This window comes from Bilophila wadsworthia ATCC 49260 (assembly GCF_000701705.1).
In the GTDB taxonomy this organism is placed as follows: domain Bacteria; phylum Desulfobacterota; class Desulfovibrionia; order Desulfovibrionales; family Desulfovibrionaceae; genus Bilophila; species Bilophila wadsworthia.
This window is the reverse complement of the sequence record NZ_JNJP01000006.1, coordinates 61,787-75,429: the sequence shown is the minus strand read 5'-3', so window position 1 is coordinate 75,429 and position 13,643 is coordinate 61,787. Positions and strand designations below refer to the sequence as shown.

Below are 13,643 nucleotides of genomic sequence, written 5' to 3'. Positions count from 1 at the left end.
GTATGACTGCCGATTATATAGCCAGTTTTTAACCGCTGACAAGGCTCTTTTCTCGTGTCTTGTCATTTTCTTTTGGGACGGCGTGCCTCCACCGAGCTTGCCAAGTTTTGGTTCCTGTGCCAAACAACAGTGTTTGTGTTTTTTATCGTCCGTTTCAGGCTCTACATCTTCAACAGCATTTGCCCTATGTCATTACCCCAGCGCATACCATACGGTTTTTCGGCCTGCCTGATTCTGGCCCTTCTGCTCTTTTTCCTTGCGGAAGCCCATGCCCGATCAGCGTCAGGGGAGGAACGGGGGAGCCGCACGTCCGTCGAACTCAAAACGTCAGACGGATCACTCTCTAATGGGCAGACACCAAAGCTGGAATTACGTACTTTTACGATTGAGATGCTTAACGACGGCGTGCATGTCAGTACGGGAATAGGGCTGGAAAACGGCGGAGTGGTCCGGTCCCAGCTGCGGGATGGCGCCGTAATGACACTGACTTGCAAACTTGCTCTTGAGCGTGTGCGCACCCTGCTCTCCAACGAAGTCATTTCCGGGGAATCGCGCTCATACCAGTTGCGCCATGATTTGCTTTCCCGCGAGTTCATTTTGTCGTCTCCGGGGCACCCCATTGTGCGGCAAAAGCAGTTTGATACCCTGCTCGCCTCAGCTTTTCAGCATCTGGATTTTCTCCTTCCTTTGCAGGCGCCGCTCGTTTCCGGGGAGACCTATCGCGTCCAGCTCAAGATCACTCTGGAACACGCCGAAGTTCCGCCGTGGCTGGAAAAAGCTCTCTTTTTCTGGTCATGGGAAGTCACTCCGCCCTTATCTTTTTCTCAGGACTTTATTTTCTAAGGCTGGGGGGGGGCACGCATGACGGAACAGGAGAAGGTTGTCCAGATTGGCGTTCCTGATGAACGGGAACGGCGCCGCAGGCGTTATGAACTCTTGGCGGCCTTCCTTCTGCTGTTGTTGGTGTTGGGGGGAACATGGACGCAGCTCACGCTTTATGGCGTGGACTCATGGATGTTCATCGCCTTGCTGAATATCAACTCCATCTTCATGCTCATCATCCTGTTCCTTGTCGCCCGGAATGTCGTAAAGCTGATCATGGAGCGGCGCAGAAAAGTTTTCGGCGCCCAAATCCGTACCCGCCTTGTCGTCGTTTTTGTTTCTCTTTCTCTGATTCCTACAGTCATCATGTTTCTGGCATCCAACCGTGTCGTCGCAACCAGCGTCGACTACTGGTTTACCCGGCAGACGGAAACATCCCTCCAGGCGGCCCTTGATGTGGGGCAAAGTTTTTATGCGGCAGCGGCGGAACGTTTGCACAGCCGTTCCGAGGCGATCGCTCAGGAAGCCGCACAACGGCGCATCGCTTGGACGGCCTCCAGCGCCAACACGCTTCTTCAAACAAAGCAAAAAGAATACGGCCTTACCCTGGTAGGCTTTGTCACGCCGCAGGAGAAGGAACTGTATTGGCACGCCCCCAAAGCCTTTACCGAGGGATGGCAGGAAGCACGCACGCGAATCGATTGGACCCATGTGGCCAGGGCGACCTTCGGCTCCTTGCTCTGGGCAACGGATGATGCCGATTACGTTATCGGCGTTTTGGCGATTGATGGAGGCAAAACCGGCTACCTGATCACGGCGGAGAGCATTGGGCAGGGCTTGCTGGCCAAACTCGAACGGATTTCAAAGGGCTTCGAAGAATACGCTCAGCTGAAGCAGCTCAAAAAGCCGCTCAAGGTTTCTTTTTTGCTTATTTTGGGCGTGCTGGGAATGATCACCATCTTCGGTTCCGTCTGGTTTGGCTTCCGCCTGTCCAAAGAGTTCACGGCCCCCATTTTGGCTTTGGCGCAAGGGACCACGCGCATTGCGCAAGGCGATCTCGATTTCCGTCTCGAGGATAAAGGCGCTGATGAGCTGGGGCTTCTTGTACAGTCCTTTAACCATATGGCTAAAGATCTCCAAGAGGGCCGGATGAGCCTGACCCATGCCAACGCGATGCTGGCCGAGCACAATCGCTATATCGAAACGGTGCTCGACAATATCACCACGGGCGTCATCACGTTGGATGCGGATGGGCGCATCCGGACAATGAACAAAGCGGCAAGTTCCATTTTTGATGCCCAGCCCGAAAGGCTCGAAGGGAGAAACCCTGCGGAATTTCTTCCCAGAAGCTACTCCAATATTTTTGTTTCCATGCTTGAAACGCTACGCGAACACCCCGAGCAAAATTGGAAGCGCCAGGAAGATTTTCTGCTTGGGGATCGGAGCTGGAAGCTCATATTGCACGCGGTTGCGCTCTCCGGGCCTGGCGGCATCCGGGCATATGTCATTGTTGTTGAAGATATTACGGAACTCGAGAAAATGCAGCGGATGGCCGCATGGCGCGAAGTCGCCAAGCGTATCGCCCATGAGATCAAGAACCCGCTTACTCCAATCAAGCTATCGGCGCAGCGTTTGGATAGAAAATTCGGCAAACAGATAGAAGATCCGGCATTTGGTCAATGTACCGATCTTATCGTCAAACAAGTCGAGCGGCTGCAGGAAATGGTGCAGGAGTTTTCCTCTTTTGCGAAGCTTCCGGAAGTGCAGCTTTCACCAGACGATGTCGCCCCCCTGTTGGACGAACTCACAACGCTCTTCCGTACAAGCCACAGCAGCGTCATGTGGGATTTGCATCTGCCCGAACGCCTGCCCAAGATAGCTTTGGATCCCGCGGCATTGCACCGTGCCTTGCTGAATATCTTTACCAATGCTGCGGAAGCGCTGGATACCCTGCCGCCCGAAGCCACCAAGCGGGTGCGCATTACGGCTGTCCACGACCGGGGACGTGGCAGCCTCAGGCTCATCATTTCCGATAATGGCCCGGGATTGCAGCCGGAAGAACGGGAACGTATGTTTGAGCCCTACTTTTCCCGCAAGAAAGGGGGCACGGGACTGGGGTTAGCCATTGTCAAATCCATCATCGCCGATCACCGTGGCACCATCCGGGCTGTAGCGGCACAGGGGGGCGGGACATCCATTGTCCTTGAATTCCCTGTTATGAGGGCCTAGCGGATTTCGCTTGCGCTCAATGGGTAATCGCAACTCATGAACTCAATAAAAAAACTCCCCGGTAGCCTCGGGGAGTTTTTTTATTGGCACAACAACGCACAAAAGCTGCGTGGCGGGCCTGCCCGCTATTGCTTGAGGCGGGAATCGCTTTTATCGACACAGGCAAAAGTCAACTCTGCCCTGCCCCCGCGCCATGTGGTTTCCGAAGTAAGGTTTTCGATGTACACTTCCTGATTGATGCTGTCGCAAGCTTGCTTCGCTTGGGCTACAACGTATTCCCGAGCGCCATTCGTTCCGCCCTGATACGTCATCAATTCGACGCTTAACGTATGCAGCTGTCCATCGGTTACGGCAGGAGCGGAAGCGTTAGCTGCAGGGGCTTCAGAAACGGCCCCTTCAAGGTTTGAGGGGGTTTCCGTATCATTCGCGGCACAACCAGAGAGCAACAACAACGCAGCACCAATCACACCAAATCGTTTCATAGCATCATCCTGTTTCTATCAAAAAATACGGCTGAATGCCGCACTCTCCTCGATATGATTGAAGGCAACCGAGAAGCTATCCTGTGATAGTATCCGCAATTCATAGAATTACGGTATAAAAAATGGACGCGTTGTCAAGTGGGCTATGCTGAAAAACCATTTGGACCGGCAGGATTCTCACTTTAGGTCTTGGCGCGGAATTTGTTTCGAGTACGGTTATGGTTTTGAAAATTTTTGCGTAACTATTTTTGTTTATGTGGAAAATTTTGTGTGTTGAGTATATAAAATTTACATAATTATATTATAATTATGGGCTACGTATGGGTAGCCTCAAATACAAAACATACCATTCGAAAATCAACGTATTCATACCGTAACGCAGCGGCACTCATCCCAAACAAAAACAGGTATACAACCCCCCTTAGCCTGTATTATAGTCCCCCGAATGGCATATTTTCCATGCTGTTTTTGTCCCTAAACAGCTCTCTTGAATACTGCTTCACTCTGTCCGACATAAGGGGAATGTTCATACCAGGCAAGAAACGGATCGGCTTGTGTCGATTGCCAGCATGGACGTTGCGGAGCTTAGAGGAGCATAAAAAGATGTTGCCGGATTCATATCGGCTGCATGGAGGATGAGATTGTGGAACCGTATTACGCAGGATGGCTCTCGCTGCTGCCGCCAGTTATCGCCATCACCTTGGCCTTGCTGACCAAAGAAGTCATTTCCTCTTTGCTGATCGGCATATTGACGGGAACGTTCATTTATTCCGTCGGGATGAATAGTGATGTCCTGTTCATGGGAACCATTGAATCGGCCTTTGACACTATGGCCAACAAGGTCGACTTCAACATCCTGGTTTTCTGTACGCTGCTTGGGGCTTTGGTCTACACCATTTCCATGGCGGGGGGGACGAGAGCGTACGGGAAATGGGCTACGCGCAGGATCAAGAGCCGAAAGGCCGCCCTGCTGTCCACCGGCGGTCTGGGTGCGTTCATTTTCATCGATGACTATTTCAATTGCCTTACCGTCGGTACGGTTATGAAACCTGTCACCGATTCCTACAAAATTTCTCGCGCCAAGCTGGCCTATATCATTGATGCCACTGCCGCGCCCATCTGCATCATCGCGCCTATTTCCAGCTGGGCCGCCGCGGTGGGAAGCAACCTCAGGACAACCGGGGCGTTCTCCAGCGATTTTGCCGCGTTTGTTTCCACTATCCCCTATAACTTCTACGCCCTGCTCTCCATCGCTATGGTGGGCCTTATCTGCCTGACCAATTCGGATTTCGGCCCCATGCGCACAGCTGAGGAACGCGCTCAGCACGGTGATCTTGGCGCCGTTGATGGAAGTTCCGAGAAGCAGGTTCAACCGGCGGAACGTGGGACCGTATGGGATATGTTGCTCCCCATCGGCAGCCTGATCGTTTTTGCCGTACTCGGCCTCCTCTATAGCGGCGGTTACTGGGGCAAGGATCCGGCGTTCCACACCATGGGCGCGGCCTTCGGCAACTGTACGGCCGCCAAGGCGCTTGTTTGGGCATCCGTCGGAGCCCTTACCGTTTCCTTCCTGCTTTTTGTTCCTCGCGGCCTTTTGTCTTTCAGGACATTTATGGACGGGGCCGTTGAAGGCATGAAGGCCATGCTGCCCGCCAACATCATTCTGGTGCTGGCATGGACGATCAGCGGTGTCTGCCGCGATCTTCTCCAAACGCCTATTTTCGTGCAGTCCCTTGTGGCGGACGGAGGCGTATCCGGGGCGTTCCTCCCCGCCATCGTGTTTTTGATTGCAGGCTTTTTGAGCTTCTCCACGGGCACGGCATGGGGGACCTTCGGCATCCTGATCCCGATCATCGTCCCGGTGGCTCAGGCCGTCGATCCGGATCTCGTGGTGGTTTCCCTTTCCGCGACCCTCGCTGGCAGCGTGTTCGGTGATCATTGCTCCCCCATTTCGGATACGACCATTCTCTCCAGTGCCGGTGCCGGATGTAATCATATCGAACACGTATCGACACAGCTGGGTTATGCGTGCATCGTGGCTTTTTGCTGCTTCGTCGGTTACGTTGTCGCCGGATTTACCAAGGCCAATCTGTGGTGGAGCCTTGGCTCTTCCCTTGTCCTGCTGCTCATCAGTGTGTTCATTTTGCACATGCTGGGCAATAAAAGGGCTGCTGCTAGAGAAACGGCCGCAATCGGGGGAAATGCCTGATAGTCCGCGTAAAAAATCGGGTATATGGGAGGGTGGGCTCGGGTCCGCCCTCTTTTTTGTGCGCGCATGGGATCAAATAGAACTATTATCCTGTAAATACGGTATAATAAAAAATCCGGAAGACGGACACAAGAAATGTTTCTGGGCAGTCCCTTTTTTCGGGACGTTAGATTGACAGTATCTCAATTGAGATGCATTATAACTCAAATACGATACGAGGTGAGTATGGCTAGTACGACAATGGTCCACATCCGTGTTGACGAAAAGCTCAAGCGCGAAGCATGTGCCGCCTTGGACGGCATGGGCCTGTCTCTTTCCGATGCTGTGCGTCTGCTCCTTGTTCGTGTAGCGGCAGAAAAGGCTTTGCCTTTCGAAATCAGGGTTCCCAACACAAGCACAATCCGAGCTATGGAAGACGTGAACGTGGGCACGCTGGAATCCTTCGAGTCTGTCACAGCACTTATGGCCAGCATCGATGAGAACAATTGAAGCAACACCAACCTTCAAGGAGGACTTGAAAAGAGTCTGCCAGGATCCGGGTCGAAAACGAACCGTTGAGGACCTGCTCTCCATTCTGGCGCGTGATCTTGAATTCATGGTGGGTATGCCGGCGCACACGCTGCCCGGCAAATGGAGCGATTATCTGGAATGCCAGCTGCAATCGAATCTTTTCCTTATCTATAGAAAACCTGACAAAAACAGACTTCAGCTCGTACGACTCGGGAGTTGTTCCGACTTTGAATGCCGGGACGACGAGTATGACATCGGATTCTCTGTATCTTGCGGGAATAAGGAAGAGCCTTCCAGATTTTTCAAACCCGACAATGCAACTACAGGGAGACCGACTGTGACCACGCATAAAAAACCGACACTTGCCTTCGCCCTTTTCACGCTGCTTTCCATCGTCACGATCATTGCCTGCGGGATGATTTTCTTCAAATTGAAACTTCACCTGCTCATGATGTCTTGCTGGGTCGTCTGTGCCCTGTTTGCCCGGCGTCTGGGTTATACGTATACGGAACTCGAAGTCGGCGCCTATGAGCTCATCCAGAGAGCTATGGGCGCCGTTATCATTTTGATGTGCGTCGGCGCGCTCATTGGGGCATGGATTTCCGCCGGAACGGTCCCGGTGATGATCTATGTCGGCCTCCAAATCATTTCCCCCAGCCTGTTTCTCGTGACAAGCCTTATCCTGTGTTCGGTGACGTCACTTACGACAGGGACTTCATGGGGTACGATCGGAACGGTCGGCCTTGCCATCATGGGGATTGGCGCCGGCCTCGGCTTTGATCCCGGTATTACCGCGGCCTCCATTATCTGCGGTGCGTTCTTCGGCGATAAGCTTTCCCCCCTCTCCGATACCACCAATATGGCCGCTGCGGTCAGCGGGGTTCCGTTGCTCCGGCATGTCCGCCATATGGTGAATACGATCACACCCGCCTATATCATCACCATTATCCTGTACGCGATCATCGGGTTCAAGCAGGGTTCTGGCGTAGCCGATACGTCCCAGCTCAATGCCATCCTCTCCGGGATCAGCGAACATTTCCAAATCGGCATTATCCCTGCCCTGCCCATGCTGCTGGTGCTCGGCCTGCTGATCCGCCAGACCAACCCGGTCCTCGCCATCGTCAGCGGCGCGCTTTTCGGCGTCCTCATCGCCGTAGGGTATGCCGGTATGGATTTGACGACCGCCTTCAACTCCATGTGGAGCGGCTACAAAGCTGATTTCGCCAATCCCATGTTGGCGAAGCTGCTCAACCGCGGCGGCATCACCAGTATGCTCGACATCGCCGCACTGGTCATTTTTGCCTGCGGGCTTGGCGGTATGCTTCGCCACATCGGCATCATCGACGTCGTGCTGGAACCCGTGGCCCGCCGTGCGACTTCCGGCCTTTCTCTCGTACTCGCCACGCTGTTCATCGGCTACGGGACGCTTATGCTGACGGCCGCCGCCTACTTCAGCATCGTCATGAACGGTACCGTCATGGCTCCCCTGTTCCGCAAACGCGGCTACCGCCCCGAAAACTGCTCCCGCGTCGTTGAAGACGCCGGAACGCTCGGCGGCCCCCTTGTGCCCTGGGCCTCCAATGCCCTCTTCCCCATGAGTATGCTCAGCGTCTCGTATATGGATTACGCACCGTGGGCGTTCGTCCTGTACCTTACGCCCCTCATGTCCATTCTTTACGCGGCCTTTAACATTAACATGACCCGGTTCACTCCCGAGGAAATGGCGGAAGAAAACAAAGAGTTCGTAGCGGAGTAATCCTCCCTCCCGCATCCTATCCCTTGAACCGCCGCCTATCCAGGGCGGCGGTTCCTCCCAAAGGAAGTATCATGGCCACCATTCTTATACGTAATGCCTCCCTTTTTTCTCCCGACCCCCTTGGAACCAACGATATCCTGATCATCAATGATCGCATTGCCGCCATCGCACAGAATGTTTCCGTCCCCGAATGGCTCGGATCGGTGCAGGAAATGAATGGCAAAGGGCTTTTTGCCGTTCCCGGATTCATCGATGCGCATGTTCACATTACCGGAGGAGGCGGTGAAGCGGGGTTTTCTTCTCAGGTCCCTCCCCTTCCGCTTTCAAAGCTTATCCGCTCGGGTGTGACGACTGTCGGTGGCCTTCTCGGCACGGACGGTGTAACCCGGCATGTTGACGCCGTACTCGCCAAAGCGAACTCCCTTGAAGAAGAAGGCGTCAGTTCCTTTATCATGTCTGGAGGTTATCCTGTACCTTCTCCGACGCTGACCGGTTCAATCCGTTCGGATATTGCCTTTATCGAAAAGGTCCGCGGCGGCAAAATTGCCATTGCGGACCACCGAGTCGCTCCCGTTTCCGCCGAAACCCTGCTTGCCGTTGCCACGGAAGCCCGCGTAGGCGGGATGCTCCGCGGATTCATCGGCATGTTGATCATGCATATCGGCGCGGCGGCGGAAGGGCTTTCCTGTGTATTCGCCGCGCTGGAACGCGCGCCGCACTTGGGGCGCCACCTGATCGCCACGCACATCAACCGTAGCCCCTTCGCCTTTTCCGAAGCTGCCAAATTGGTTGCCAAAGGCGGCTTCATGGATATTTCTTCCGGCCTGAACGTCCAAACCCTAGGGCCGGAAACGCTGAAGCCATCGGAAGCCATCGCTTTAGCCATGCGTCAGGGAGTCGCCAAGGAACGTATCCTGATGAGTTCGGACGGCAACGGCAGCGCGGCCCGTTATGGAGACGACGGCAGTGTCCGCGGGCTTGTGGCCTCTGATCTCGGCAGCCTCCACACGGAGTTTGCTGACTGTGTAAAGGAAGGTATGCCGCTCTCCGAAGCGCTTTGCCCCATTACCCGCAACGTGGCTCAGGCTTTCTCACTCTCCCGGAAGGGACATATCGCGGTCGGCGCCGATGCCGACATCCTGTTGCTCGCGCCCGATCTGGCCCTGCATACCGTTATCGCGCGCGGCGAGTGCATGATGCGGGAAGGAACGCTGTGCAAAAAGGGAACCTTTGAAGAATAAAGGGCTGTGCCGCACTTGAAAAAAAGCCCTATCCGAGAATGACCGGATAGGGCTTTTTATTTGTCAGCGACAGCTTCGCTCAACTCTCCGCAAGCGAAGGATGACTGTTGACGAATGCCGCCACCTCTCTGATGGCACGCACACACTCATTCGCATACGGGGATAGCCTTTGGGCAAAATCCTCGGGTGTACTCAGCACCTGTACCTCAAAAAAGGCGTATAGGATACCATCATTTTCCACACTGTATATTTTTACCATTCGGATATTGCTGGCAATTTTATTGAAGGCGGCATCAAGGAACGCTTTGTGGCGCACATTGACCGTTTCCATGGGCATGAAGGTCCTGAGGCAGATGAAATCGCTCTCCGCTTTCTCATACCCGGGGAAATGATCTGGCACGACGAAAAAGGTAATCCCCAAAACCCGCACGCTGATCTGCGGCAAGCCATTGTTCAGGGTTCCCCATTCCGCCTCCATGCCACGCTCTCTGATCCGCTCGTATACCTTTATGAAGTCCATGCTTATCTCCTTTCCCTAGGCTTATGCTCGGACGGTGATAGCGCGATGCCGTAAGGGACGCAACCGCTATCCGGAATGGTTCTGGCTATGCGCGCTCCTGCCCTTCGAAAGTTCCCATTCCTTCCTAAAAAATGATGGTACCTTCTAGACAGTTCCTGGTATTCTGTATATGACAGATCAGTGTCCATGAAGGGATATAGCCGTGTGTACGGCCTATCGGGCAAACTGCATTGCGAGTGAAAACGCCTTACAGATGTTGACCTTCTTTCCAATCCGGCCTGTTGAAAAGTGGCTTTAGGCTGGACGTTGTATTTAGTTAGACATTCATAAACGTATTTTTTCAGAGAAAACGCTATGGAATTTCCCCAATTCGAGTTTATCATCAAACGTATCTTTTACTTTTTTCTTCTTTTGATTGTTTTTGCCCTTGCAGCGGTATTCTGGTTCATGTTTGATGTATTCCTGTTCTGGAAGTATACGCCGCTCAGTGAATGGTCCCCCCTTGGAAGAGTGCTTTGGATGACGTTTTCCGTTCTGACGACCATAGGCGTCAACCTCCTTGTTCAGAAAAAAATCAGACATCGCTCCTCATAACAGTGCCTTGCCTTACATAGAGGCAAGGACAATGGAGCGATGAAGCCTTACTTTTGAGTCTAAAAAACGCGCCCTCCGTTCTTAATGGAACGGAGGGCGCGTTTTTCTATTAGATCAGAAGGTTCAGGAGCCATTCATCCTTCCGGCACTCCCGAGACAATCCGCCTACGGGGTTCATTTCTTCTTTTTCTGTTCCAAGGCCTTCCTGAGGGCGTCCCGATATATCCGTATTACATCCAGCCGCGCACATTTTTTGTCTTCGGCTGGAATGATATGCCACGGCGCGTATTCCGTACTTGTCCTGAGGAACATCTCATCGGCGGCTTCCACATAGGCGGGCCATTTTTCTCTGTTGCGCCAGTCATCCGGGGTGATCTTATAATTTTTCCACGGGATCTCTTCCCGCTCCTTGAACCGCCGCAGTTGCTCGTCCGGGGAAATGTGCAGCCAGAATTTGAGCAGGATATTGTTATGTTCCTGCAGCTGCTCCTCAAAGTCATTCAGCTCCGCATAAGCACGCTTCCAATCCTCCGGCTGCGTCAGTTTTTCCACCCGCTCCACCAACACCCGGCCATACCATGAGCGATCATAAATCGTGACGAATCCCGCCCGCGGAATGTGACGCCAAAACCGCCACAGGTAATTATGGGCGAGCTCTTCGTCAGTCGGAGCGCTGACAGGGATGACCCGGGTAATCCGGGCGTCTATGCCCGCCGTCAGCCTCCGGATAGCGCCCCCCTTGCCCGCCGCATCCCAGCCTTCAAAAAGAATCGTGCTGGAAATGCCCTTCTTGTAGGCTTTATACGTCAAATCGTACAATTCCGATTGTAATTCGGCCAATTCCTTCTTGTATACGCCGCGTTCGCACGTCCTGGAAAGATCGATGGCATCCAGAGCGGAAATCTGCCCTATCTCTTCTTCACTCGCTTTTGTTGGAACCACTGGGACCGCATTCTGCCGCTTCACGGCGACCGCCGCTTCAACCGCCGCAATAATGGCCCGGGCTACCGACGCATTACGGAAATTGCCGTCATATGCGTCGATGACGGTCCAAGGGGCATCCACCCTGTCCGTCAGAGTAATGGCCTTGGCTGCCGCGCTCACAAGGCCGTCATAGTTCTCGGCACTCTTCTTGTCATAAGGGGTGAAGTGGTGGATCTCCTGATGCTTCAGGCGATCTTTCAAACGGGCCTTCTGGACCTTCTTACCGAGATGAAGCCAGAGCTTGACGATGACAGTCCCGGATGACGCCAACGTATGCTCAAGCCTCCTCCAGCGTTCCATCGACGCATTGAACTCCCTCTCGCCGATATCTCCGCAACAAAAACGCCTGATGGTGCCACCATACCAACCACCCAAGAAGACCCCGATTTCGCCTCCGGCAGGCAGTTTGTTCCAAAACTGCCATGCTTCAGGGCGGGTTCGCTCCTCATCCGTCTGCATCCAGAAGACATGATTTCGGATCGTCTTGGCGTCCATCCACTCGGAAAGCATATTGGCGACGGCGCCGCGCCCGGAACCGTCCACCCCGGCTATGGTAATCAAGACGGGAAGTTTGTGCTCAATGCAGGTCCCCTGCGCCTTGAACAGCTTCATGCGCAGGTCGTTTTCAAGAGCTGCATATTCCTTTGCCGGATAACTCCGGCCCAATGCCGCAGACTCAAACATGGAGCACTCCTTTCCTCTACGGCTTCCTCCCAACGGGAAGGGCTATAGCAAGGTATCAATAGACTATTGTTTGAGGAGATTACGCGCCCGCCCACATGAACGCAAGCTCATCCCTTCAAGAAAAGGCGCGGCTCCAGCTGAGACCTTTTGGCCATAAGCAAAGCCAGTCACACAGGACGAACGGTCTGTAATCGCAGGGTAATGTCTTTTTGAAGAGGTTCAAAAGCCGGAAAGCACCTCACATCAGTTCATAAAACTATCCAACTAAGCATACTATCCCAGTGAAAATATTGTGCACAATACTATCAAACCAATTTATACCATCTTACATCGTCACAACAAAAAAACACGTCACGGCATCACGCTCCCTTCTTCTGTCTTTTGCAATATACTCATTGTTCGTAAAGTATTACATAAAATCATACCAATTGAATTCACTTTTTGAGTCACCCAACCAATCAGCTGTATTTTGGCCTTATCTTTGCAAGCCACCAAGAAGCCCTTTTCCTTCCACTGTGCCGACTGTTCTACAAAGCAGAAAAATATACCCACACTTTATTATCAATAACATATTGTTTATATATACTTTATACATAAACACATTGGTTTGACACTTTCAAAATGGTTGACAGGAAAAGAACAATCGGACATTTTGGTCTTACCAATTAACAGGAAAGGTTTCAGATGCTCAAAGAGACACCCTTGCCTACCACCGTCCGCCCCCGGCACTACCAGAAGCTCTCGGAGCGCCTCCGGCAATTCATGGCCGAGAACCATTTCCGGGATGGCGACAAGCTCCCCCCGGAGCGGGCTCTGGCGGAGTCCTTTGGCGTTTCCCGAAACAGCGTCCGTGAGGCCATCCATGCCCTTGCCGAGCGGGGGCTCCTTGAGAGCCGTCATGGCGACGGCACATATGTCAGAGTGCCAGACATGGAACCTCTCAGGAGCGCCATTCTTGAGGCGGTGGATTCGGAAGGACACCTGTTTGACGAAGTCATGGAATATCGCCGGATACTCGAACCCGCGGTAGCCGAACTTGCCGCGCTCCGCCGCACCCCCGAGCAGCTCGACCGCTTGAAGATCATTGCCTGCGATCAACAGCGCCGCATACTCATCGACGGGGATGACGGCGAGCTGGACGCCCAATTCCACCTCTGCCTGGCAGAGTGTTCGGGCAACAGATTGCTCATCAATACCGTGGCTCTGTTGAACGAGCAGTACGCCGGCGGTCGGACCGCGGACTTACGCGACGCATCGTGGCACCAGTTCTCAGTCGCTTCCCACCTGCGCATCATTGATGCTCTTGAGCGGCAGTCCGCTGAAGATTGCCGCAAAGCCGTCGAAGAACATCTCGATACCATCGTTCACAAACACCTTTTCGTCACGGCAAGGGACTAGCAAGATGACTGCCATCTCCACCCTCTGCCTGCGGGGAACCATTGCTGAAAGCTTAAGCACCAAGGAGGTGAGCGCGCCGCAGCGCCCATAGGGGCTCACGTACCTAATCCATATATCCGTTCCTAAGCTCAGAAAGTGTTCCGCCGTACGGCTATTGCCGCCGGTGTGCGTATGTCGGCGAATGCCTGTAACCATACCCCTACTTGAACCACCA

11 protein-coding genes are annotated in these 13,643 nt (G+C 53.5%); 7 read left to right on the top strand and 4 right to left on the bottom strand.

The window, feature by feature from the left end; genetic code table 11:
- Positions 1 to 72: 72 nt before the first annotated feature.
- On the top strand, positions 73 to 843 hold the full coding sequence (locus T370_RS0104500) for a DUF4390 domain-containing protein (RefSeq protein ID WP_248604209.1): 771 nt from the start codon (positions 73 to 75) through the stop codon (positions 841 to 843).
- 18 nt (positions 844 to 861) lie between these two features.
- Positions 862 to 3,051, top strand: coding sequence for a sensor histidine kinase (locus tag T370_RS0104495; RefSeq protein ID WP_029434896.1), 2,190 nt, complete (start codon positions 862 to 864; stop codon positions 3,049 to 3,051).
- Between the two features lie 125 nt (positions 3,052 to 3,176).
- Here T370_RS0104495 and T370_RS0104490 read toward each other — a convergent pair whose 3' ends face one another.
- On the bottom strand, positions 3,177 to 3,533 hold the full coding sequence (locus tag T370_RS0104490; protein WP_016361016.1) for a hypothetical protein: 357 nt from the start codon (positions 3,531 to 3,533) through the stop codon (positions 3,177 to 3,179).
- Positions 3,534 to 4,176: 643 nt separating this feature from the next.
- Here T370_RS0104490 and T370_RS0104485 point away from each other — a divergent pair.
- The 4 genes from T370_RS0104485 to iadA all read left to right on the top strand — a co-directional run bounded on the left by T370_RS0104485 (position 4,177) and on the right by iadA (position 9,249).
- Positions 4,177 to 5,742: a Na+/H+ antiporter NhaC family protein gene (locus T370_RS0104485; protein WP_029434895.1), complete on the top strand. Its 1,566-nt coding sequence runs from the start codon at positions 4,177 to 4,179 to the stop codon at positions 5,740 to 5,742.
- Positions 5,743 to 5,967: 225 nt separating this feature from the next.
- Positions 5,968 to 6,231, top strand: coding sequence for a type II toxin-antitoxin system RelB/DinJ family antitoxin (locus T370_RS0104480; RefSeq protein ID WP_029434894.1), 264 nt, complete (start codon positions 5,968 to 5,970; stop codon positions 6,229 to 6,231).
- Positions 6,218 to 8,008, top strand: a complete 1,791-nt coding sequence (nhaC, locus tag T370_RS22645; RefSeq protein WP_029434893.1) for a Na+/H+ antiporter NhaC — start codon at positions 6,218 to 6,220, stop codon at positions 8,006 to 8,008. Before T370_RS0104480 ends, nhaC begins: the two co-directional genes overlap by 14 nt.
- A 71-nt stretch (positions 8,009 to 8,079) precedes the next feature.
- Positions 8,080 to 9,249, top strand: a complete 1,170-nt coding sequence (gene iadA / locus T370_RS0104470) for a beta-aspartyl-peptidase (protein WP_029434892.1) — start codon at positions 8,080 to 8,082, stop codon at positions 9,247 to 9,249.
- Between the two features lie 79 nt (positions 9,250 to 9,328).
- Here iadA and T370_RS0104465 read toward each other — a convergent pair whose 3' ends face one another.
- The 3 genes from T370_RS0104465 to pap form a co-directional block, all read right to left on the bottom strand.
- A complete protein-coding gene (locus T370_RS0104465) occupies positions 9,329 to 9,769 on the bottom strand; it encodes a hypothetical protein (protein ID WP_005027112.1) in 441 nt (146 codons plus the stop codon).
- Positions 9,770 to 10,093: 324 nt separating this feature from the next.
- Positions 10,094 to 10,351, bottom strand: a complete 258-nt coding sequence (locus tag T370_RS25625) for a hypothetical protein (protein WP_198134970.1) — start codon at positions 10,349 to 10,351, stop codon at positions 10,094 to 10,096.
- A 186-nt stretch (positions 10,352 to 10,537) separates the two neighbouring features.
- Positions 10,538 to 12,031: a polyphosphate:AMP phosphotransferase gene (pap, locus tag T370_RS0104455; RefSeq protein ID WP_005027118.1), complete on the bottom strand. Its 1,494-nt coding sequence runs from the start codon at positions 12,029 to 12,031 to the stop codon at positions 10,538 to 10,540.
- A 702-nt stretch (positions 12,032 to 12,733) separates the two neighbouring features.
- On the opposite strand from pap, the gene T370_RS0104450 reads away from it, so the two are divergent.
- Positions 12,734 to 13,429 carry a FadR/GntR family transcriptional regulator gene (locus tag T370_RS0104450; RefSeq protein WP_248604208.1) on the top strand — a complete coding sequence of 232 codons (696 nt, stop codon included), beginning with the start codon at positions 12,734 to 12,736 and terminating at the stop codon, positions 13,427 to 13,429.
- Positions 13,430 to 13,643 lie beyond the last annotated feature (214 nt).